Origin of the sequence: Mycobacterium sp. (genome assembly GCF_025933915.1) — a bacterium.
Taxonomy (GTDB): domain Bacteria; phylum Actinomycetota; class Actinomycetes; order Mycobacteriales; family Mycobacteriaceae; genus Mycobacterium.
The window spans coordinates 1-21,843 of the sequence record NZ_JAICZA010000040.1 but is presented as its reverse complement, the minus strand read 5'-3'; the positions used below and the strand labels follow the sequence as shown (position 1 = coordinate 21,843).

At 67.7% G+C, this 21,843-nt stretch carries 22 protein-coding genes and 1 pseudogene; 9 read left to right on the top strand and 14 right to left on the bottom strand.

All coding sequences use genetic code 11. The features are described from left to right. Window positions 1–34: 34 nt before the first annotated feature. From Q0W90_RS08960 to Q0W90_RS08950, 3 genes are all read right to left on the bottom strand, one after another. Entirely contained in the window at window positions 35–706 is a 672-nt protein-coding gene (locus tag Q0W90_RS08960) for a TetR/AcrR family transcriptional regulator (RefSeq protein WP_297700161.1), read from the bottom strand. A 24-nt stretch (window positions 707–730) separates the two neighbouring features. Further along, window positions 731–1,426: a helix-turn-helix domain-containing protein gene (locus Q0W90_RS08955; RefSeq protein WP_297595954.1), complete on the bottom strand. Its 696-nt coding sequence runs from the start codon at window positions 1,424–1,426 to the stop codon at window positions 731–733. Window positions 1,427–1,520: 94 nt separating this feature from the next. Next, window positions 1,521–2,393 carry an alpha/beta hydrolase gene (locus Q0W90_RS08950; protein ID WP_297774185.1) on the bottom strand — a complete coding sequence of 291 codons (873 nt, stop codon included), beginning with the start codon at window positions 2,391–2,393 and terminating at the stop codon, window positions 1,521–1,523. Window positions 2,394–2,628: 235 nt separating this feature from the next. Here Q0W90_RS08950 and Q0W90_RS08945 point away from each other — a divergent pair, with 235 nt between their 5' ends. After that, the gene (locus Q0W90_RS08945; RefSeq protein ID WP_297595949.1) at window positions 2,629–4,329 is read left to right on the top strand and encodes an MOSC domain-containing protein; all 1,701 of its coding nucleotides are present in this window, start codon (window positions 2,629–2,631) and stop codon (window positions 4,327–4,329) included. Window positions 4,330–4,360: 31 nt separating this feature from the next. Here the strand turns inward: Q0W90_RS08945 and Q0W90_RS08940 are convergent, their stop codons facing one another. Beyond that, window positions 4,361–5,158: a family 1 encapsulin nanocompartment shell protein gene (locus tag Q0W90_RS08940; protein ID WP_297774182.1), complete on the bottom strand. Its 798-nt coding sequence runs from the start codon at window positions 5,156–5,158 to the stop codon at window positions 4,361–4,363. After that, window positions 5,158–6,165: a Dyp-type peroxidase gene (locus tag Q0W90_RS08935; protein ID WP_297595945.1), complete on the bottom strand. Its 1,008-nt coding sequence runs from the start codon at window positions 6,163–6,165 to the stop codon at window positions 5,158–5,160. The genes Q0W90_RS08940 and Q0W90_RS08935 overlap by 1 nt, the downstream gene beginning before the upstream one ends. 100 nt (window positions 6,166–6,265) lie before the next feature. Between Q0W90_RS08935 and Q0W90_RS08930 the strand changes: the two genes are divergently transcribed. Further along, window positions 6,266–7,597 (top strand): M18 family aminopeptidase, encoded by a 1,332-nt coding sequence (locus Q0W90_RS08930; RefSeq protein WP_297774200.1) that lies wholly within the window; start codon window positions 6,266–6,268, stop codon window positions 7,595–7,597. 3 nt (window positions 7,598–7,600) lie between these two features. Here the strand turns inward: Q0W90_RS08930 and Q0W90_RS08925 are convergent, their stop codons facing one another. Continuing rightward, a complete protein-coding gene (locus tag Q0W90_RS08925) occupies window positions 7,601–8,215 on the bottom strand; it encodes a TetR/AcrR family transcriptional regulator (RefSeq protein ID WP_297595943.1) in 615 nt (204 codons plus the stop codon). A 152-nt stretch (window positions 8,216–8,367) separates the two neighbouring features. On the opposite strand from Q0W90_RS08925, the gene Q0W90_RS08920 reads away from it, so the two are divergent. The 6 genes from Q0W90_RS08920 to purM all read left to right on the top strand — a co-directional run bounded on the left by Q0W90_RS08920 (window position 8,368) and on the right by purM (window position 15,702). Beyond that, window positions 8,368–9,441 carry a phosphotransferase gene (locus Q0W90_RS08920; RefSeq protein WP_297700167.1) on the top strand — a complete coding sequence of 358 codons (1,074 nt, stop codon included), beginning with the start codon at window positions 8,368–8,370 and terminating at the stop codon, window positions 9,439–9,441. A 57-nt stretch (window positions 9,442–9,498) separates the two neighbouring features. After that, window positions 9,499–11,796, top strand: coding sequence for a phosphoribosylformylglycinamidine synthase subunit PurL (purL, locus tag Q0W90_RS08915; protein WP_297774179.1), 2,298 nt, complete (start codon window positions 9,499–9,501; stop codon window positions 11,794–11,796). Between the two features lie 18 nt (window positions 11,797–11,814). Continuing rightward, on the top strand, window positions 11,815–12,444 hold the full coding sequence (locus Q0W90_RS08910) for a CPBP family intramembrane glutamic endopeptidase (RefSeq protein ID WP_297774177.1): 630 nt from the start codon (window positions 11,815–11,817) through the stop codon (window positions 12,442–12,444). A 43-nt stretch (window positions 12,445–12,487) separates the two neighbouring features. Then, window positions 12,488–12,877 (top strand): sterol carrier family protein, encoded by a 390-nt coding sequence (locus Q0W90_RS08905; protein ID WP_297595935.1) that lies wholly within the window; start codon window positions 12,488–12,490, stop codon window positions 12,875–12,877. Window positions 12,878–13,014: 137 nt separating this feature from the next. Continuing rightward, entirely contained in the window at window positions 13,015–14,541 is a 1,527-nt protein-coding gene (purF, locus tag Q0W90_RS08900; protein WP_297595933.1) for an amidophosphoribosyltransferase, read from the top strand. Window positions 14,542–14,607: 66 nt separating this feature from the next. Then, window positions 14,608–15,702, top strand: a complete 1,095-nt coding sequence (purM, locus tag Q0W90_RS08895; RefSeq protein ID WP_297595931.1) for a phosphoribosylformylglycinamidine cyclo-ligase — start codon at window positions 14,608–14,610, stop codon at window positions 15,700–15,702. 67 nt (window positions 15,703–15,769) lie between these two features. Here purM and Q0W90_RS08890 read toward each other — a convergent pair whose 3' ends face one another. After that, window positions 15,770–15,955 carry a DUF3073 domain-containing protein gene (locus tag Q0W90_RS08890; RefSeq protein ID WP_297700749.1) on the bottom strand — a complete coding sequence of 62 codons (186 nt, stop codon included), beginning with the start codon at window positions 15,953–15,955 and terminating at the stop codon, window positions 15,770–15,772. Between the two features lie 146 nt (window positions 15,956–16,101). Beyond that, a complete protein-coding gene (locus tag Q0W90_RS08885) occupies window positions 16,102–17,196 on the bottom strand; it encodes a folate-binding protein YgfZ (protein ID WP_297595926.1) in 1,095 nt (364 codons plus the stop codon). A 112-nt stretch (window positions 17,197–17,308) separates the two neighbouring features. On the opposite strand from Q0W90_RS08885, the gene Q0W90_RS08880 reads away from it, so the two are divergent. Beyond that, a complete protein-coding gene (locus Q0W90_RS08880) occupies window positions 17,309–18,178 on the top strand; it encodes an aminodeoxychorismate lyase (RefSeq protein WP_297774198.1) in 870 nt (289 codons plus the stop codon). Window positions 18,179–18,524: 346 nt separating this feature from the next. On the opposite strand, the gene Q0W90_RS08875 is transcribed toward Q0W90_RS08880, so the two are convergent. The 6 genes and pseudogenes from Q0W90_RS08875 to Q0W90_RS08850 form a co-directional block, all read right to left on the bottom strand. Next, window positions 18,525–19,187, bottom strand: a complete 663-nt coding sequence (locus Q0W90_RS08875) for an FABP family protein (protein WP_297595957.1) — start codon at window positions 19,185–19,187, stop codon at window positions 18,525–18,527. Between the two features lie 200 nt (window positions 19,188–19,387). Further along, window positions 19,388–19,690: a DUF1416 domain-containing protein gene (locus Q0W90_RS08870; RefSeq protein ID WP_008263909.1), complete on the bottom strand. Its 303-nt coding sequence runs from the start codon at window positions 19,688–19,690 to the stop codon at window positions 19,388–19,390. Window position 19,691: 1 nt separating this feature from the next. Continuing rightward, complete coding sequence (locus Q0W90_RS08865; RefSeq protein WP_297595909.1) at window positions 19,692–20,525, bottom strand: sulfurtransferase; 834 nt, start codon at window positions 20,523–20,525, stop codon at window positions 19,692–19,694. 37 nt (window positions 20,526–20,562) lie between these two features. Further along, on the bottom strand, window positions 20,563–21,033 hold the full coding sequence (locus tag Q0W90_RS08860; RefSeq protein WP_297774173.1) for a DUF4395 domain-containing protein: 471 nt from the start codon (window positions 21,031–21,033) through the stop codon (window positions 20,563–20,565). Between the two features lie 223 nt (window positions 21,034–21,256). Next, window positions 21,257–21,679, bottom strand: coding sequence for a thioredoxin family protein (locus tag Q0W90_RS08855; protein ID WP_297595905.1), 423 nt, complete (start codon window positions 21,677–21,679; stop codon window positions 21,257–21,259). Between the two features lie 49 nt (window positions 21,680–21,728). Further along, window positions 21,729–21,843 (bottom strand): annotated as a pseudogene (locus Q0W90_RS08850) (DUF2993 domain-containing protein); the annotation flags it as partial.

Genomic DNA, 21,843 nt, shown 5'->3' with positions numbered 1-21,843 from the left:
GAACGCTCCCGCCATGTCCAGTTGAAGGTGGCCGTCAGGATTTGCGCGGGCCGCGAGACGACCGGGATCCACCCTTGCGGGATGACGGCGAAACCCCGAACGAGCGCACATAGTCGACCGCGGCATTAACGGCGGCCCGCAGCGGCTGCGGATCGCCGGTGGCGTGTGTGAGCAGGGCGCCGCCCTGATGCGCGGCGACCAGCGACACCGCCAGGTGGCGCGGATCGGCTTCGGGGCGCAGATCGCCACGGTGCCGCATCGCCTCAAGGCCGGTGCGGAACAGCTCGATCCATTGGTCGTACCCCGCGGCCAGGTCGTCATGGATTTCGTCGTCGGCCTCGATCAGCTCGCAGGCCAAGGACCCATAGACACAACCCCCGACCCGGTACACCGGGTCAATCTCGGATACGCACGCATCGGCCCACGCCTGCAGCGCATCGAGGCTGTCGAGGGCGGCGAACTTCGGTTGAGTATGAAAGGCTCGCACGTCGTTTCGGCGCTCGTCGACGACATGCCGGGTCAGGTCGCGCTTGTCGCGGAAGTAGTGCGAGATCTGGGATCCGCCCACTTCGGCCACGCGCCGCACCTGGTCGATGCTGGTGTTGGCAACGCCACGCTCGAACATCAGGCGGGCCGCAACCTCGATGATGCGCGCACGCGTCGCCAGACCCTTGCGAGTGAACCGGGAAGGGGGGTGCTCAGTCACGTTGGCGCCTTCGACACGGATGACTCAGCCGGCTTTCCGCGCCGGGTGGCGGCCTCGCGACCGGCGCGGGGGACGGGGAACGCGTTCGGCGGTGTCGGTGGCGAACATGCGTAAGTAGTTCACCGCGAAACGGATCGCATCGGCGTGCGGCCATTCCTCTTGATAGGTGAAGGTCAAAATGCCGCCTCCTTGATGCGCGGCGATGATCACCCATGCGAGCTGCCGCGGGTCGGCATCCGCAACCAACAGCTCGTCGTCTTTCATTCGCTGGATTGCCTTCTCCAACAGGTCGATCCACTGCCGGTAGCCGGCCGCCAACGCGTCGCGTGTGGCACTGTCCGACTTCGCGAGCTGGCCGGTGAGCGCATGATAGGTGGGGGTGCCGAAGTATCCGACGCGCCGCAGGTAGCGCATGTTCAAGTCGATCCATCGTTCGAAGTCGTCAAACGAACTCAGACCCCGAAGCGTGGGCTGCCGGTGAAAGTCCAGCACCACCCCGATCTGGCGCCGGACCACCGCTCGAATCAGCGCGCCTTTGTCGGCGAAGTAGTGGGCGAGCTGCGAGCCGCTGACCGAGGCGGCGCGCCGCACGTTCTCCATGTTGGACGCGGAGAGGCCTTCGGTGACGATCAGCTGGGCGGCCGCTTGCACGATTCGGTCGCGGGTGGCACGCCCCTTGGCGGTCAACCGTTGTTCGTCACGAACATCGGGATGGGCCATCGCGACAGGCTAACCTCTGAGCGCCTCCAATTATGGGATCTCCAGCCCATACGACGTGGTCGTCATGGTTGGGTGCCGTGCGCCCCGCGGCCGGTCATCGCGCCGCGAGCTGCTTGGCGAGGAAATCGCGGATCCGTGGGATGACGTCATCGAGCGCGGACTCCAGCAGAAAGTGCCCGCCGTCGAGCAGATGGATCTCGGCCGCGGGCAGGTCGTCGGCGAACGCTTCGGCGCCGGCCGGCCCAAAGATCTCGTCGCCGCGGCCCCAGACCGCGAGCAACGGCACCTGGCTGGCGCGGAAGTAGTCGTGTAGACGCGGATACAGCGGCGCGTTGGTGGCGTAATCGCGAAACAGCTTGAGCTGCACCAAGTCGTTGCCGGGACGGGAGAGCAGCGCGTAGTCGTGATGCCAGGACTCGGGATCGACCAGGGTCTCGTCGGCTACGCCGGTCACGTACTGCCACCGGGTGGCGTCCAGTGTGAGGAACTGGCGGACTGGGGCCTCGGTGTCGGCGGTGGGCTCACGCTGGTAAGCCTGCACGACCTTCCAGAAGCTCTCGACGAATCCCGCGTCATAGCCGTTGCCGTTCTGGCTGATGATCGCGGTGATCGCCGAGGGCTCGCGCAGCGCCAGCCGCCAGCCGATGGGCGCGCCGTAGTCCTGGACGTACAGGGCATACCGCTCGATGCCGAGGGTTCGCAGCAGGCCGGCCGTGAGGTCGGTCAGCCCATCGAAGGTGTAGTCGAACTCCTCGACCGGCGGAGCGTCGGACAGCCCGAAGCCGAGATGGTCCGGCGCGACGACGTGGTAGCGGTCACCCAGGGCCGGGATCAGATCGCGAAACATGTAGGAACTGGTGGGAAACCCGTGCAACAGCAGCACCGCGGGAGCGTTCGGGTCGCCGGCTTCTCGGTAGAAGAGTCGGTGGCCGTCGACCGTGGCGTATCGATGATGAACAGCCGCCATGACATACCTCCTGGGCCAACGCGATTCGCGCGCCAGCGCGACGATGGCGTTCGGCGAACGCTAACCAGATCCGTCCGACAAATTTTTGGGATGTATGACCCATTATGCACCAATCCGGGCCCGTGCAACAGCCCGTGCGGCCGATGTGTTGCCGCGGGCATTGGGCTGCCATATTCTGGGCCAACCATCCCAGTTGGGTGACTGGTGCCATGGCGAGCTGGTTCGAGGTGACACGGTGGGCAGGCTTGTTTCGGTGAACGTGGGTATGCCCACGAACGTCCAATGGCGAGACAAAACCGTCTACACCGGCATCTGGAAGGCCCCGGTCGACGGACCGGTCATGGTGCGCCGGCTGAACGTCGACGGCGACGGTCAGGGTGACCTCGCAGGCCATGGCGGCGAACAACGCGCCGTGATGGTGTATCAAAGCGAGTCGTACGACTTCTGGAAGTCGTTCTTGGGACGCACCGACCTGCGGGCCGGCCACTTCGGCGAAAACTTCACCGTCACCGGGCTTGCCGACGACGACGTGTGCATCGGTGATCGCTATCGTATCGGCGGCGCCGAATTCGAGGTCACCCAGCCGCGAGTCACGTGCTTTCGGGTCGGCCTTCGCCTCGACGAGCCCGACATGCCTAATTTGCTTGTCTCCCAGGGCCGTCCGGGCTTCTACTTTCGCGTCCTCACGGAAGGACGAGTGCGGGCCGGGGATGACATCGTGCGGACGCGCCGCGGCCGTCACCAGATCAGCGTCGCCGAGATCGATGCGTTGCTCTACCTGCCGGGGCGCAACCTCAAACGGACGCGCGAGGCCACCGACGTCCCGGCCCTGAGCGCGGGCTGGCAGCAATCTTTTCACGACATGTTGGCAGCAGCCGACACAGTGGCGACCCCCATCGGAGTGCAGCCCGGATGGAGGGGATTTCGAAGCCTCCGGGTCACCCACACATGTCGGGAGAGCCCGCAAGTGCTCTCGATTCGGCTGCAGGCCGACGGCGGGCATCCGCTGCCACCGGCGCTCCCCGGTCAGTACCTCACGGTGAAGATTCCCGGGGCCGGGGAGCCGGCGCCGCTGCGCAGCTACTCGCTTTCGGGTGATTCGTCGGCCGGGTCCTACCGCATCAGTGTCAAGCGTGAGGATCACGGATTGGTGAGCCGCTGGCTGCACGCCCACATCCAGCCGGGGATGGTGATCACCGCGGCCGCCCCGCGCGGCGACTTCTACCTCACCGAGGACCGCCGTCCGGTCGTGCTCTCTTCCGCCGGAATCGGTGCGACGCCGGTGCTGGCGATGTTGCACGCGCTCTCGGCCGCCGGCAGCGGGCGCGACATCTGGTGGTTGCACACCGCTCGCAATCGCGAAACCCAGGTATTTGCGGCCGAAGTCGCGGCGCTCATCGAGTCATTACCGCACCCCCGTCAGCGGGCTTTCTACACCGAAACCCAGGGCCGTCTGAACCGAGACTCCATCGCGGCGCTGGGGCTGCCGACCGATGGCGTCGTCTACCTGTGCGGGCCAACACAATTCATGACGGATATCCGCGAATACCTGGTCGGCCTCGGATTCGACCCCGCTCTGATTCACACCGAATTGTTCGGTGCGCTACCCGCGATCAACCCGGGCGTCGTCGAACCGGGCACGCGTAAGCCGCCTCATCAGCCCCCCGGTGTGCCGGGCACCGGGCCATCGATCACGTTCGCGCGCAGCGGATTGACGGCCACCTGGTCACCCGGGTGGCGCAGCATCCTCGATCTCGCCGAAGCCTGCGACGTGCCAACCCGCTTCTCCTGTCGAAGCGGTGTCTGTCACGTGTGCGTCACCGGGATCGTCGCCGGGACGACCACTTACGTTCAGCAGCCGCTGGAGCCGCCCGATGACGAGTCGGTGCTTATCTGCTCGGCGGCCCCCGAGACCGACGTGGTGCTGGACCTTTAGCGAAAAGCCGTGGGCCCGACGGCGTTTAATCCTAGGAACTCAGTGGGACGGACGCCTCCGCCGTGTAGCACAGGAATGTCAGCGTCTCCTGCAGATACAGCTGCACGGTCTCCGCATCATGGCTGGTGTACCCGATCGTCACGTCGGTCCCGAGCTGCAGATCGAAGTCGCCGCCGCGGGTGGTCAGCACGAAAGCGCCGTCGATGGCCGGTGCCCAGATGATGTTCCCGGGAACCAGCCGGTCGATGTGTTCGAGGATCGGATATCCGTGTTGGGTGGTCTCGCTGACCTTCGTATACACGTCGGCGGACAGCAGCACCGAGTAGGGGCCGTCGACACCGGCCAGCCGGAGTTGGGAGATCGCCTGCGTGACGACGTCTGGAATCTCGCGAGGATCTGCTGGCAGGGTCAACGACTTGTTCGAGCTGGCGGAGCGGATACCCTCGATCGACGCGGCGGCGTAGCCTTCGAAGATGGCCCGGTCTTCCACGAACGCCAGCTTCTTCGCGGCCACCTTGACCGGGTCCCAGTCGGAGTCGTTGGCGCCTCGCTCGACGTTGTCGATCTCGTACCGCGATAGGGTGAACGGAACCCGCAGCCGCACAAACGGTTTACTCTCCCGCAGGTGAGCCTCCACGCCATCGGTAGGCGACGCCACGTTGGCGAGCCGGCCGGTGCTTACCGCGGCGGTGACCGGCCCGCCGGGCTCGCTGACGTCGACGACCCGACGCCCGGCGATGTGGCGCTTGAATGTCCGGGTCGCCTCCAATTCGATGTCTTCCCAAGCGGCTTCGGTGACCGGTGCCAGGTCGCGGTACAGGTTGTTCATCAGGTGGTTCCTTTCAGGCTGCCGATCGAAAGTGAGCCGTCTTGTGCAACAGACGTTTCCGCCACCGGTGCCGTGGGCAGCGGCGGGGGATCATCCAGAAAGTCGACGGTCGGGGAGAAGAACAGTCCGCCGGTGACAGCGGTGGAGAAGTCGAGGATGCGGTCGGTGTTGCCGGGCGGGTCGCCGAGGAACATGTTGCGCAGCATCTGTTCGGTGACTTGCGGTGTACGCGAATAGCCGATGAAGTACGTGCCGTATTCGCTCTTGCCGAGCTCACCGAACGGCATGTTGTGCCGCACGATTTTCAGTTCGGTGCCCTCGTCGTCGGTGACGACGTTGAGAGCGACGTGGGAGTCATCCGGCTTGATGTCGTCGTCGAGTTCGATGTCTTCCAGCTTGGTGCGGCCGATCACTCGCTCCTGTTCGGTGACGGATATCGAGTTCCAGGAGGGCATGTCGTGCACGTACTTCTGCACGTGCACGTAGCACGAGCCGGCGAAATCGCGATCCTCGTCGCCGATCGCGGTGGCACTGACGGCCAGTGGGCCGTCCGGGTTCTCGGTGCCGTCGACGAAGCCGAGCAAGTCGCGGTTGTCGAAGTACCGGAACCCGTGTACCTCGTCGACCACGGTGACCGCGCCGTCCATCGATTTCAGGATCCGGTCGGCCAATTCGAAACAGACGTCCAAACTCTCGGCCCGGACGTGGAACAACAGGTCCCCGGGTGTGGCGGGCGCGTGGTGCCGCGGGCCGCTCAGTTCGACGAACCGGTGCAGTTCGCCGGGGCGCGGCCCCGAAAACAAGCGGTCCCAGGCATCCGAGCCGATCGAGGCGATCGCCGACAACCGTTTCTGCGGCTCGCGGAAACCGATCGCGCGCACCAGCCCGGAAACGTCCTGCAGCGCGTCGTGCACCGTCGCCTCTCCACCATCGTCGACCGTCAGCACCAGGAAGATCGCCGCGGGCGTGAGCGGCGCGAGGATGGGTTGCGGCTGGACGGGGGGCACTCTGAGGACCCTAGCGCGGCGACGGCGAGCGCCGGAAGCGGCGCGAGCGAGGAGCGCGCAATCGACCCTAGCGTGAAGGCCGCGGCCGCGGACAGCCATGATGTTCACCATGTCCGGCGGGCCTCGAAACCAGACGAAGTCCTCAGCGAGTGCGCAAGGACTCTGCGAGTTCATCGACGCCTCTCCGTCGCCATTTCACGTCTGCGCCACCGTGGCCGCTCGGCTGACCGCTGCCGGATACACCGAGCTGAGCGAGGTCAAACACTGGCCGTCCGAGCCCGGGCGCTACTTCACGGTGCGGGCGGGCTCGCTGGTCGCTTGGAATTCGCAAGCGCCCGACGGCCCGTTCCGGATCGTCGGCGCACACACCGACAGCCCCAACCTCAGGGTCAAGCAGCATCCCGACCGGGTGGTGGCCGGCTGGCGGGTGGTGGCGCTGGAGCCCTATGGGGGCGCGTGGCTCAACTCGTGGCTGGACCGCGATCTGGGAATCAGCGGGCGCCTGTCGGTGCGGGCGGACGATGAAGGCACCGGGATCGGACACCGACTGGTCCGGATTGACGAGCCGATCCTTCGGGTGCCGCAGCTGGCCATCCATCTGGCCGAGGACCGCAAGTCGCTGACACTGGACCCGCAGCGACACGTCAACGCGGTGTGGGGTGTGGGCGAGTCGGCGCGGTCCCTCGTCGATTACGTCGCCGAGCGCGCCGGGGTGGCGCCGGGCGACGTGCTCGCCGCCGACCTGATGACCCATGACCTGACTCCCTCGACGGTGATCGGCCCCTTGGACAACGGAACTGCCGACCTCCTCAGCGCGCCCCGGCTCGACAACCAGGCCAGTTGTTACGCGGGACTGGAGGCACTGTTGGCCTCGAAACCGGCCTCAGAACAGGCCCCGAGGTACCTGCCGGTGCTGGTGCTCTTCGATCACGAGGAGGTCGGTTCGTCCTCGGACCACGGCGCGCAATCCAACCTGTTGGGCACCGTCCTGGAGCGAATTGTGCTGGCCGCGGGCGGCAACCGGGAGGACTACCTGCGCCGGCTGCCGGCGTCGTTGCTGGCGTCGGCGGACATGGCGCACGCCACCCATCCCAATTACCCGGAGCGGCACGAGCCCAGCCATCCGATCGCGGTCAACGCGGGACCGGTGCTCAAGGTGCACCCGAATCTGCGCTATGCCACCGACGGCCGCACCGCCGCGGCCTTCGCGCTGGCCTGCCAGCAGGCCGGGGTGGCGTTGCAGCGTTACGAGCACCGGGCCGACCTGCCGTGCGGATCGACGATCGGTCCGTTGACCTCCGCGCGCACGGGCATCCCCACCGTGGACGTCGGCGCCGCGCAACTTGCGATGCACTCCGCGCGCGAGCTGATGGGCGCGCACGATGTCGGCGCCTACTCGGCCGCGATGCACGCGTTCTTCTCGCCGGCCTGACGCTCACTCGGTCTTCGTCTTGGCCACGCCGTGAAGGATCGCGTCGAGCAGCCCGTCGAATTGCCGGGATCCTTGCGCGACGAAATCACCTGCGCCCCGGTGGGTTAACGCGCGAAACAGCATGGTGCCGATCAGCGCCTGAGCGATCGCGTCGAGGTCGGCATCGGCGCTGAGTTCCTCGTCCCGGACCCCCCGGCGAAGTCGCGTCATCAATCCGGCCAGCTGAGGCGCGCTGAGCTGGCGGTAGAGATCGTCGCCGTCGGCCGGGAGGGCCGCCGCGGCGGCGATGAGCGCGCGCACCAACGCGGCGTTCGGCGGCTTGGCCAGGAAGTCGGCATGCTCCCGCAGCCATGCCTGGAGGTCGGCGCGGAGATCGCCGGTCTCGGCGACGGGAAACGATCCGGATCCGCCGTAGGCATCCAGGACGGCTTCGGCCACCAGCGGCGCTTTCGATGGCCAGCGCCGGTAGAGGGTTTTCTTTCCCACGCCCGCGCGCGCCGCGACGCTCTCCATCGACAACTCGGCGTAGCCGCCGGTGGTCAGAAGCCCGCGGGTGGCATCGAGGATCGCGTGATGCAGCCGGCTGTCACGGGGTCGGCCGGCCCGCTCGTCTGACACTGAGCCGAGCCTAGGTGCCCGCGCCGGGTGCGCGGGGGATCCGAACCGGTACTGGCGTGCGGGCGTGCGCTCGGGTTACCTTCACGGGGACAATTGTAGGAAACGATACGTGTCGTTTCCCTGCCGCCGTGCCCGACGAATGGAGTCGCCCCATGAAAGCCCCTTTGTTGTCGGTCCCCACGACCTGGGATGACATCACGCCCCGGTGGATGTCGGCGGCGCTGGCCGCCGACCACCCCGGCGTCGAGGTGGACACCGTCACCGTCGAGGTTCGCGACGACGGCACCAATCGGCGCGCCCGCCTGGGAGTGACGTACCGCGACGGCAGCGGACCGGCGTCGGTGTTCGTCAAGGCCGCCGACCCCGACCACAAAGAGCTGATCCGCATGACCAGCGGCATGTTCCACGAACCGCGGCTGTTCACCTGCGGGGTTCCGCTACCCCTCGAGCATCCCCACGTCTACGCCGCATTGATCGACGAGGCTGCCTACGACTTCGTGCTGGTCATGGAAGACCTCACCGCGCGCGGCGCCGACCCGCGCGATGCCACCAGGCCGATGACCGTCGAGCAGGTCGCCACCGGCGTGCGCGGCCTGGCCCGGATGCACGGACGGTATTGGGGAGAACGGGTGCTGGCCGAGCCCGCGTTGGGCTGGCTCGAGCCGTTTCTGCCCTGGGACGGCATGGAGATGGCGCCGCTTCCGGCCGCGCTCGAGCGCCTCGGCGCGGGCGCGCCCGAGCAGGTGACCTCGCTGACCATCGACAAGCTGATCGAATCGATCTGGAAGCCCTACATCAGGACGCTGACCGCATCACCGCAGACCTTGCTGCACGGTGATCCGCACATCGGCAACACCTACCTGCTGCCCAGCGACGAGGTGGGGTTCCTCGACTGGCAGGTGGCCCGGCGCGGCAACTGGTCACTCGATCTGGGCTACTTCCTGCAGGGCGCCCTGACCGTCGAGGATCGGCGACGCAGCGAGCGCGATCTGGTCGAGGAGTACCGCGGCGCGCTCGGCCTGCCGAAAGCGGAGATGCCGACCGCCGACGAGGTCTGGTTGCGGTATCGGGCCTCGGTGGCGCACGGTCTGACCCTGTGGTTGTGCACGGCCAGCGCCGGGGAGCTATGGCAGCGTCCCGACATCGCTCTGGCGCTGGCCCAACGGTATTCGTTCGCCTACGCCGACCTGGATACCGCGGCGGCGCTGGCCGAGATCGCCGACTGACGCAGCGCGCTGGTCGGCATCCGACACCCCGGGCGTGGCCACCCTAGACTGTGTCCCGTGACTGTCTCCGGGACGAGTGCGCGCACCCACGCGATCGACACCGTCGAGCACGCCGCCACCACGCCCGACGAGCCGCAACCGTTTGGTGAGCTGGGCCTCAAAGACGACGAATACCAGCGTATTCGCGAGATCCTGGGCCGCCGGCCGACCGATACCGAGCTGGCGATGTACTCGGTGATGTGGAGCGAGCACTGCTCCTACAAGTCGTCCAAGGTGCACCTCCGCTACTTCGGCGAGACCACCACCGACGAGATGCGCGCAGGCATGCTGGCCGGCATCGGCGAGAACGCCGGCGTCGTCGACATCGGCGACGGCTGGGCGGTCACCTTCAAGGTGGAATCGCACAACCACCCCTCCTACGTCGAGCCCTACCAGGGTGCGGCCACCGGTGTCGGCGGCATCGTCCGCGACATCATGGCGATGGGCGCGCGACCGGTCGCGGTGATGGACCAGCTTCGTTTCGGCGCCGCCGACGCGCCGGACACCCGTCGCGTGCTGGACGGCGTGGTCCGCGGCATCGGCGGCTACGGCAACTCGCTGGGCTTGCCCAACATCGGCGGCGAGACCGTCTTCGATGCGTGCTACGCCGGCAACCCGTTGGTGAACGCCATGTGCGTCGGTGTCCTGCGGCAGGAGGACCTGCACCTGGCGTTCGCCTCGGGCGCCGGCAACAAGATCATCCTGTTCGGAGCCCGCACCGGGTTGGACGGCATCGGCGGGGTGTCCGTGCTGGCGTCGGACACCTTCGATGCCGAGAACTCGCGCAAGAAGCTGCCCTCGGTGCAGGTCGGCGACCCGTTCATGGAGAAGGTGCTCATCGAGTGCTGCCTCGAGCTGTACGCCGGTCACCTGGTGGTCGGCATACAGGACTTGGGTGGCGCCGGATTATCTTGTGCCACTTCGGAATTGGCGTCGGCCGGCGACGGCGGGATGGCAATCCGGCTCGAGACGGTCCCGCTGCGCACCACCCAGATGACCCCCGCGGAGATCCTCTGCAGCGAGTCCCAGGAGCGGATGTGCGCGGTGGTCACCCCGGAGAACGTCGACGCATTCATGGCGGTGTGCCGCAAGTGGGACGTGCTGGCCACCGTGATCGGGGAGGTCACCGATGGCGACCGGCTGCGGATCACGTGGCAGGGCCAGACCGTCGTCGACGTGCCGCCGCGCACAGTCGCCCACGAGGGCCCGGTGTACCAGCGTCCGGTCGTTCGCCCCGACTCGCAGGACGCCTTGAACGCGGACACCTCGACACGGCTGCCGCGGCCGGCCACCGGTGACGAACTGCGCGCCACTTTGCTTGCGTCGCTGGGTAGCCCGCATCTGTGCAGCCGCGCGTTCATCACCGAGCAGTACGACCGGTACGTGCGGGGCAACACCGTGCTGGCCGAACACGCCGACGGTGGTGTGCTGCGCGTCGACGAGACCACCGGCCGCGGCATCGCCCTGTCGACCGACGCGTCCGGCCGCTACACCAAGCTGGATCCCTACGCCGGTGCCCAGCTCGCCCTGGCCGAGGCCTACCGCAACGTGGCCGTCACCGGCGCCACCCCGGTCGCGGTGACCAACTGCCTGAACTTCGGTTCACCCGAAGACCCCGGCGTGATGTGGCAGTTCGCGCAGGCGGTCCGGGGCCTCGCCGAAGGCTGTGCGGCCCTGGGGATTCCGGTGACCGGCGGCAACGTCAGCTTCTACAACCAAACCGGGTCGACGGCGATCCTGCCCACCCCGGTGGTCGGGGTCCTCGGCGTCATCGATGACGTCGGCCGGCGCATCCCCACCGGTCTGGGCACCGAGCCGGGGGAAACCCTGATGCTGCTCGGCGATACGCGCGACGAGTTCGACGGCTCGGTGTGGGCGCAGGTGACCGCAGATCATCTCGGCGGGCTGCCTCCCGCGGTCGACCTGGGCCGCGAAAAGCTGCTGGCCGAGGTGTTGCGTTCCGCGTCGCGCGACGGCCTGGTGTCCGCGGCGCACGACCTGTCCGAGGGCGGCCTGGCGCAAGCCGTCGTCGAGGCCGCCATGGCCGGTGAAACCGGTTGTCGCATCGTGCTTCCCGAGGACGCCGATCCCTTCGTGACGTTGTTCTCCGAGTCGGCGGGCCGTGTGCTGGTGGCGGTGCCGCGCACCGAGGAGAGCCGGTTCCGCTCGATGTGCGAGGCGCGGGGACTGCCGGCGGTCCGCATCGGTGTCGTCGACCAGGCCTCCGACGCTGTGGAGGTCCAGGGGCTGTTCACGGTCTCGCTGGCCGAACTGCGTGAGACCTCCGAGGCGGTGCTGCCGCGGCTCTTCGGATGAAGCCGGCGACGAATACTGATGTCTGACAGGCGGTTCCGTCGGGCTGGCGCGCTTTCGTTGGCCGCCGCCCTGGTGGGCTGGAGCTTCGTCGGCCCGCGGCTGCCGGCCTCGTGGCGAGTGGTGTTGCAGGCCGCGGTGGGCGGTGCGCTGGTGTTGATGACGCGGGCGCCGCTGGGCCTGGGTCCGCCCCGGCTGTGGGCCGGGCTGCGGCTGGGGTCAGCGGCCGCGTTCTCGGCGGCGAGCGCCGTCGCCGCGACAACCCTGCTGGCGCCGGTGCGCCAATCGATGGCCGTCCGGGAACCGCCCGCGACCGTGCCGGACTGGCTGCTGGTGCGCATACCCCTGGGCACCGTCTGGTCCGAGGAGTCCGCCTTTCGCGCGGCGCTGGCCATCGTCGGTTCCGCGGCGTTCGGTAGACACGGTGGAAGGTTGTTGCAAGCCACCGCTTTCGGCCTCTCGCACATCCCCGATGCGCGTGCGACCGGTGAGCCCGTGGCGGCCACCGTGCTGGTCACCGGAATCGGCGGCTGGCTGTTTGGTTGGCTGGCCGACCGCTCCGGCAGCCTCGCCGCGCCCATGCTGGCGCACCTGGCCATCAACGAGGCCGGCGCCATCGCCTTGTTGGCTGCGAGGTCGCCGAACCCCTGAGGCCGTTAAGCAACGCGGGTCCGTGGTTTTGAGACCCTAGGGTATGGCGCCGCGCGAAAGGGCCGATCCGGCCAAGACCCGGGAAGCCGTGTTGGCCGTCGCGGAATGGTTGGGGGACGAATCCGCGCCGGCGCCGGGCCGCGGCGAATTGGCGACGGCAGTGCGGCTCACCGCCCGCACCCTGGCCGCGGTGGCGCCGGGACGAAGCGTGGAGCTGCGGATTCCGCCCTTCGTCGCCGTGCAGTGCGTCGCCGGGCCCACGCACACCCGCGGCACGCCACCCAATGTGGTGGAGACCGATCCGCGGACCTGGCTGTTGCTGGCCACCGGGAAGTTGTCGTTCGCCGACGCGAAGGGCACCGGTGCGCTGCGACTTTCCGGCTCCCGAGCCGGTGAGATTGACCACTGCCTACCCCTGTTCGATGTGGGCTGAACACAACTCTGAACTGCAGGTTCAGGGTTTCGGGCGGGTATTTCGTCGCTCAACACGCCTGGCGGATTCGGCGGCGCGGCCCTCGTGCCCGTAGACTCCCTAGCGTCACCAACCGTTCCCCGGGGAGCCGCCGAATCGTGACCGTCCAAGAACCCGAAGAGGACTTCAACGCGCCCCGTGAGGAATGCGGCGTATTCGGGGTCTGGGCCCCGGGCGAGGACGTCGCCAAACTCACCTATTACGGCTTGTACGCGCTGCAGCATCGCGGCCAGGAAGCCGCCGGTATCGCCGTCGCCGACGGATCCCAGGTGCTGGTCTTCAAGGACTTGGGTCTGGTCAGCCAGGTGTTCGACGAGCAGACGCTGGGGGCGATGCCGGGCCACGTCGCCATCGGGCACTGCCGTTACTCAACCACAGGTGACACGACCTGGGAGAATGCGCAGCCGGTGTTCCGCAACACCGCGGCCGGCACCGGGGTTGCCTTGGGGCACAACGGGAATCTGGTCAATACCGCCGAGCTGGCCTCCCGCGCCCGCGACGAGGGGCTGATCGCCAAGCGCGCCCCGGCCCCGGCGACCACGGACTCTGACATTCTGGGCGCGCTGCTGGCCCACGGCGCCGCCGACTCCACGCTGGAGCAGGCGGCACTGGAACTGCTGCCGACCGTGCGCGGGGCCTTCTGCCTGACGTTCATGGACGAGAACACGCTCTACGCGTGCCGCGATCCGCATGGGGTGCGGCCACTTTCGCTCGGACGGCTGGACCGCGGGTGGGTGGTGGCCTCCGAAACAGCCGCCCTCGACATCGTCGGTGCCTCGTTCGTTCGCGACATCGAGCCGGGCGAATTGCTGGCGATCGACGCCGACGGGGTGCGCTCCACGCGTTTCGCCAACCCCACCCCCAAGGGCTGCGTCTTCGAGTACGTGTACCTGGCGCGGCCGGACAGCACGATCGCCGGTCGGTCCGTGCATGCGACCAGGGTGGAGATCGGTCGCCGGTTGGCCCGTGAACGTCCGGTGGAAGCCGACCTGGTGATCGGCGTGCCCGAGTCGGGCACCCCCGCCGCCGTCGGATACGCGCAGGAGTCAGGCATCCCCTACGGGCAGGGGCTAATGAAGAACGCCTACGTTGGGCGCACCTTCATCCAGCCGTCGCAGACCATCCGTCAGCTCGGTATCCGGTTGAAGCTCAACCCGCTTCGCGAGGTGATCCGCGGCAAGCGGCTCATCGTCGTCGACGACTCGATCGTGCGCGGCAACACCCAGCGCGCCCTGTTGCGGATGCTGCGCGAGGCCGGTGCTGTCGAAGTGCACGTGCGTATCGCGTCGCCCCCGGTCAAATGGCCCTGCTTCTACGGCATCGACTTCCCGTCGCCGGCCGAATTGATCGCCAATGCGGTCGAAGACAAAAAGGAGATGCTCGAGGCGGTACGCCACGCCATCGGTGCTGACTCGCTGGGCTACATCTCGCTGCGCGGCCTGGTCGCGGCCTCCGAGCAGCCGGCCTCGCGGCTGTGCACCGCCTGCTTCGACGGCCAGTATCCGATCGAGCTGCCCGAGGAAACCGCGCTGGGCAAGAACGTCGTCGAGCACATGCTCGCCAATGCGGCCCGCGGCGCCGGACTCGACGATCTCGCGGCCGACGAAATACCGGTCGTGCACTGACTCGGTTGTGCTCCTTCGCCGGCGTTTGATACCGGCGGTCAGCGCCGCCCGGTAGCCTTTATCGCGATGACGGATCCCGGAAAGAGCCCCGCACGCCACTCAGGCAGTCAGGGCATCACCTACGCGTCGGCCGGGGTGGACATTGAAGCCGGCGACCGCGCTGTCGAATTGTTCAAGCCGCTGGCGACAAAAGCCACGCGACCCGAGGTGCGGGGCGGCCTGGGCGGATTCGCCGGCCTGTTCGCGTTACGCGGCGACTACCGCGAGCCGCTACTCGCGGCCTCCACCGATGGCGTCGGCACCAAGCTGGCGGTCGCCCAGGCGATGGACAAGCACGACACCGTCGGGCTGGATCTGGTGGCGATGGTGGTCGACGACCTTGTGGTGTGTGGCGCCGAGCCGCTGTTCCTGCAGGACTACATCGCCGTCGGCCGGACGGTGCCGGAACGCTTGAGCGCCATCGTCAGTGGCATCGCCGAAGGATGCGTGCGGGCCGGCTGCGCGCTGCTCGGCGGTGAGACGGCCGAACACCCGGGCCTGATGGAACCGGACCACTACGATATTTCGGCCACCGGTATCGGCGTCGTCGAGGCCGACGACGTGCTGGGACCCGATCGGGTCAAACCCGGTGACGTCATCATCGCGATGGGCTCGTCCGGTCTGCACTCCAACGGATATTCGTTGGCCCGCACCGTGCTACTCGAGATCGACCGGATGAACCTCGAAGGCTACGTCGAGGAGTTCGGCCGCACCCTCGGGGAAGAGCTGCTCGAACCCACCCGCATCTACGCCAAGGACTGCCTGGCGCTGGCCGCCGAGACCCACGTCCGCACCTTTTGCCACGTCACCGGTGGGGGCCTGGCCGGCAACCTGGCACGCGTCATCCCGCACGGGCTGGTCGCGGAAATGGACCGCGGCACCTGGACGCCCGCGCCGGTGTTCGCCATGATCGCCCAGCGCGGCCGGGTGACCCGCGAAGAGATGGAGAAGACGTTCAACATGGGCGTCGGCATGATCACCATCGTGGCGCCCGAAGACACCGACCGCGCCCTGGCTATCCTGACCGCACGGCACTTGGACTGCTGGGTGCTGGGCACCGTCGGCAAAGGTGGAAAGGCGCGCCCGCGGGCCGAACTCGTCGGTCAACACCCGCGATTCTGAGAAGTCAGGACCTCCGCGAAACTGATGCGGCGCCGGTGCACTAGGCATCGGCGCCGGGGCGTGGGTTCTAGTGCCGCCAGCTGTCCTGGTCGTCCCAGGATTCGTCGGCGCCGTCGGTGTCCAGTTCATTGGACTCGTCCGAACCCGTTCCGGACAGCTCTTGCTGAAGCCGCTGGAAGTCGGTCTGCGGAGAACTGTATTTGAGTTCTCGAGCAACCTTGGTCTGCTTCGCCTTAGCCCGGCCGCGGCCCATGGGGGAACCCCCTCGCGCAATAACGGAGCGGCCTAACGAGTAGGCGGCTCCGATCTCCTGGTGTCATTTTGTCCTGCCGACAGTTTACCGTGCCTCGCCACCGGGCGTTGGCGCCCCCTGCTCGCTGTGGCGGACGTTACCGTTCATTATCTCGCACCGCCCCGCAACCGTTCAACGGCCAGCCGCCCGGCGCCGATCTGCTCGGCGGGAGGCAGGGAATCGACATCGATCATCGCGGCCACCGCGGCCTCCGGACCCGTCGCCAATTCCGTCTCGGCGGGCAGCCCGCGCTTGAGTAGCGCCAGCGCTATCGGCCCGAGATCGACGTGGTCGACCACGGTCCCGAGGCGGCCGACCGTCCGGCCACCGGCCAGCACCGGATCACCCGTCGCCGGCCGCTCCACCGAGCCGTCAAGGTGCAGCAGAGTCAGCATCCGGGGTGGTTTACCGAGGTTGTGCACCCGCGCGACGGTCTCCTGCCCCCGGTAACAGCCCTTGTCCAGGTGGACGGCACCGTCGCCGGGGCCACCGATCCACCCCACCTCATGCGGAATCGTGCGTTCGTCGGTGTCGACGCCCAGCCGGGGCCGCACGGCCGCGACGCGATGGGCTTCGTAGGCCCACACGCCGCTGGGCCGCACTCCGGCCTGCGACAACCGGTTTCGCCAGTCACCGGCCTCGGCGCGCGGAACCACCAGGTCCAGTTCGACCGGGCCGGCGGGAGTGCCCGGCATCCGCCGCACGAAGCCCCCGCCGGCGGGAACCGCGGTCAGCTCGGCGGGCAGCGCATCCACTCCGAGCGCGGCAAGGATCGCCGGGTCGGCCAGCCGAGGACCGAGCAACGAGAGCACCGCCAGATCGGCGCTGCCCGGGGTGGCCTCGGACCAGAACACCATCTTGCGCAGGTATTCCAGCAGCGGCTCAGCGCGCCAGGGTTCGGTGTCGAGGTAGGTGGTCCCCGCCAGTTCGGTCTGGATCCAGTGATCCTCGACGCGGCCCTGGCCGTCGAGGCTGAGATTCTGCGTGCAGGCGCCGTCGGGGAGGCTGCTGACGTGTTGCGTCGAGATGCTGTGCAACCAGGTCTGCCGGTCCTTGCCGGTCACGGTGAGCACGCCGCGGTGCGAGCGGTCGACCATTATCGCGTCGGTTTCGGCGGCGCGCTGCTCGCCCAGCGGATCGCCGTAATGCCAGACGGCCCCGGCGTCGGGTCCGGTATCGGGTGCAGAAACGGGATGGCTCACACGTCAACTCTACGTACCGGAGCGCGTTCCGCCGCGAGTGTGCGGCCGGCTTCACATTCGGCGGGGGACCGGTGAGCCGATAGGCTTTTCGACCATGGCCGGCCAGACGGGTGTGATCATCACGCTGGACGGCGAACTGCATTCGCCGGATGCGCCGCTGCTACACGCCGACGACCTGGCAGCGGTACGCGGCGACGGTGTCTTCGAGACGCTGTTGGTGCGCGACGGCGGAGCCTGTCTGATCGAGTCGCACTTGCAGCGGCTGACCCAGTCGGCCAGGCTGACCGATCTGCCCGAGCCGGATCTGCCGCGTTGGCGAAGTGCGATCGAGGTGGCCACCCGGCAGTGGTGCGCGGGCAGCGCCGACGAAGGCGCGATGCGGTTGATCTACAGCCGTGGCCGGGAGGGCGGTTCGGTGCCGACGGCCTATGTGATGGTCAACGCCGTTCCTGAACGAGTGAGCGCGGTCCGGCGTGACGGACTGGCGGCGGTCACACTCGATCGCGGGCTGCCCGCCACCGGTGTCGACGCGATGCCGTGGCTGCTGGCCGGCGCCAAGACCCTGTCCTACGCGGTGAATATGGCCGCCCTGCGTCACGCGGCCCGCCGGGATGCCGGCGACGTCATCTTCGTCAGCACGGACGGCTACGTCTTGGAAGGCCCGCGCTCGACCGTGGTGATCGCCACCGACTCGGATGCACCCGACGGCACTCCGTGCCTGTTGACGCCCCCGCCGTGGTATCCGATTCTACGTGGCACCACGCAGCAGGCTCTGTTCGAGGTGGCCAGGTCCAAGGGTTACGACTGCGACTATCGGGCGCTGCGAATCGCGGACCTGGTTGCGGCCCAAGGTGTTTGGCTGATCTCGAGCATGACGTTGGCCGCCCGAGTGCATACCCTCGATGGCCGCCCCCTGCCGCGGTCGCCGATGGCGGCGGAATTCGCCGAACTGGTCGACGCCGCCATCGTCAGCGATCGCTGAGCGCTGAATTCCGTTGTCGGCTCACCGATTCGCGGGTACGGTCGGCCGTACACAAGAAGGGAGGTGGTCCGAGAAATTGATAGCTTCATGGACATGTGAGGTGGCTGCGCGCTAGCTGCATCGGCTCGGAAGAGCTGGCGATACACACGCGCTGGCGAATTCCCCGCAGTCACCCGGCCCCCGAGCTTCCGGTTTTGTCCGACCTGGAGTATGGCTCGGGGGCCGATCCATGTCGGCAGCCGTTAGCAGCCACCGCCGAAGCGCGCCGTGATCGATTGCCCGGCACAAGCTTTCCACTTCCCCGCCGATGTCTGCGCGAACGCGGCGGCCTTCGCCTGCGGGGTTGCTACCCGGCGAACCGCGACAGCCGCGCCGAGAGATGCGGCACCAGACCGCCGTCGGCGTCCACCCGTTCCTCGACGTAGGCGAGGTCGCCGCCTTCGACGATGCCGTAGAGTCGCTTGGCGCCGCCGACCAGCACGCCGGACCTGCTGCGGGCCAGCGCGTCGGTCACCAGCTCCCACGATGATTGGGTGCGCGGACGCCCGTAGAACAATTCGACATAGCCCGCCGAATGCGCCAACAGCAGTTCGATCGCGTTGGATTCGCTGGGGTCGTCGGGATCGCTGACAAAGCGCCAGAACCCGGTCTCGCGTAGATCGCGCTCCTGGTAAGCGCCCGTCTCGCTCAACCGCCAGGAGCGGGCTTCCCAATTCAGATAGTCGCCGCCGTCGTGTGAGACAACGATCTGCTGACCGAACCGGTAGTCGCCGTTATGCCCACGGCCTTCACCTTCGCCGCGCCAGACGCCGACCAGCGGCAGCAACGCCAGCAACGCATCACTGAGGTCGGCGCCCTCGCGCAGGTTGGCGGTGTCGGCGGGAAGGGGCAAGTCGTCGAAGGACGGAATATTGCGGCTGGCGGTCACCTTGGCGCGCTCAGCGGCGGCGGCCACCGCCCGGTCGCCGGAGCCGGCGGAACTCAACGGATCGTCGGCGGCGGGGTTCAACTTGCGCCACTCCTCCCCATCGCTGCGCTCTGGATCGTCGCCGGCGCGGGTCACGACTCGTCAGTGATCAGCCGGTAGAGGGTGTAGAGGGCGAACCATGAAATCACCACGACCGACACAACCAGCATGATCTCGAAGAACAACACCACGGGGACAAGTCTATTCGTCCCCACGTGTCCCGGTCGGGGGCAGCTGGTCGATCAGGCGATCTTGACGTCGACCTCGTGGATGCCGGCACCCGACGGTGTCACCACGGCGTTCCCGTTACCGGCCGCCGAGAGCGCGCGCAGCGTCCAGGATCCCGGTGCGGCGAAGAACCGGAAGTCACCGGTAGCCGACGCCACCACCTCGGCGGTGAACTCGTCAGACGAGTCCAGCAAGCGGACGAACGCGCCACCGACTGCCTGGCCATCGCCATCCACGACACGGCCGGTGATCACCGTTTCCTTTTCCAGGTCGACGCTGGCGGGCAATGTCAGTCCTTGCTTCGGCGCAGAGCACATATCAGCTTCCCAACTCGATCGGGGCCCCAACCAGGGAGCCGTATTCCGTCCAACTGCCGTCGTAGTTCTTGACATTCCTGTGTCCGAGCAATTCGTAGAGAACGAACCAGGTATGCGATGACCGCTCGCCGATGCGGCAGTAGGCGATCGTTTCCTTGTCGCCGTCTAGGCCGGCGGCGGCGTACAGCTTGGCCAGTTCCTCGTCGGACTTGAAGGTGCCGTCCTCGTTGGCGGCCCTGCTCCACGGCACGTTGATGGCGCCCGGGATGTGGCCGGGCCGCTGGCTTTGTTCCTGCGGCAGGTGCGCGGGCGCCAGGATCTTGCCCGAGAACTCGTCGGGGGAGCGCACGTCGACCAGGTTCTTGACATTGATGGCCGCGATGACGTCGTCGCGGAACGCCCTGATGCTGTTGTCCGGCGCGGTCGCCGTGTACGAGGTCGCCGGCCTGCTGACGGTCTCGCTGGACAGTGCGCGACCGTCGAGCTCCCACTTTTTGCGCCCGCCGTCGAGCAGCTTGACCTTGTCGTGGCCGTACAGCTTGAAATACCAGTACGCGTAGGCGGCGAACCAATTGTTGTTGCCGCCATAGAGGATCACGGTGTCGTCATTGGAGACGCCCCGTTCGCTGAGCAGTTTCGAGAACTGCTGAGCGTCGACGAAGTCGCGTTTGACCGGGTCCTGCAAATCTGAGCGCCAGTCCAGCCTGATCGCGCCGGGGATGTGACCGCCGTCGTAAGCGCTGGTGTCCTCGTCGACTTCGACGAACACGACGCCTGAGGCGTCGAGATTGCTCTCAGCCCAGTCGGTGGAGACCAGGACGTCGGAGCGTGCCATGGAATGGATCCTTTCAATCACTTTTGGTTACAGCAGGTCAGGCGGGACGCGCGGGGCGTCGGAAACGGGCCACCAGCGGGTAGAGCCGGCAGCCCAGGCAGATGCCGAAGGCCGCGTTGAGGAACGCGGCCGCCAGGGCGGCCGCGGTGGCGATGACGCCGACGAGGAAAGCGCCGGCCGCGAATCCGGCACTGCCCCAGATCGCGAAGATCAGGCCGACGAGTTGGGCGAACTTCAGCGGCGCGGTGGGTTCGCGATCCTGCACCGGCCCCAGCCGGGGCGCGACGGCGGCGGCGAATATCCGGCCGTAGGGATGCTTGCGCGGGCCACCTGCGGCACCGATGGCGAAGATGACGGCCTGGACAGCCAGGATCACCGCCGCAGTCGGCGGGCTGGCCGCGGACACGATCAGCGCCAGCACCAAGACCGCTGTGGTGACCCACGCGGCGAAGCGTGGTCCACGCACGTCGACGAGGTCGGGCTGCGTGGTGGTGTTGTTGCTCGGCAAGGTGTTACTCCTCGATAGCCCTGTTGCTCATGGAAACGGCGATGGGAGAGGCGCCACGGTCGGGACCCGGGCCCGCTCCGAGTGCTACGCGAAAGCGCGGCTACTCAGCAGCAACAGCAACAACAACAGCCCGCGGTGCGGCACAGCACAACTGCGCGACGCTTGGTGAGCATGGGCTCAAGACGGGCTGACACGTCGGTCAGCTTACCCAATGACACCGTGGTCAGGCCAACAACGGTTGCAGGACGGACCGCAGGTCGGCGGCACTGGGCACTCCAGACGTCCGGTATCGCTGCCGCCCGTCGACGTCGAAGATCAGCGTGGTGGGCAGGGACAGCACCGAATAACGGCGTGCCGTGTCCGGATTGGCGTCCAGATCGACCTCGACGTGGGCCACCTCGCCCAGGTCGTCGCAGACCTGGCCAACGACCCGGCGAACCCGGTCGCACGGCCCACACCACGGGGCGCTGAAGTGCACGACGGTCGGCCCGCTGCGGGACAGCCCCAGTGCTGCGATGTCGCCGGCGGTGTCCTGATCCGGTCCCGAACCGATTTCCCGGAGGCTGCCGGAGCGGCGGGTCAACAACCAGCCGGCCAGAGTCGCCGCGGCAAGGGCCGCGACGGTCACCACGATGACGGTCGTCATCGGCGCCGCTCCCGGCCATCGTGGTGCTCAACGGTGTCGTCGGCGTGCGTCATGACCGTTTAAACCCGTCCAGGGTCACGGTTACTCCATGGGAGATGCCCTCGATGATGACGTCGGAGCCCCGCGCCCCCTCGGTGGTGGGCGCGACACCGAAGGGAAGTCGC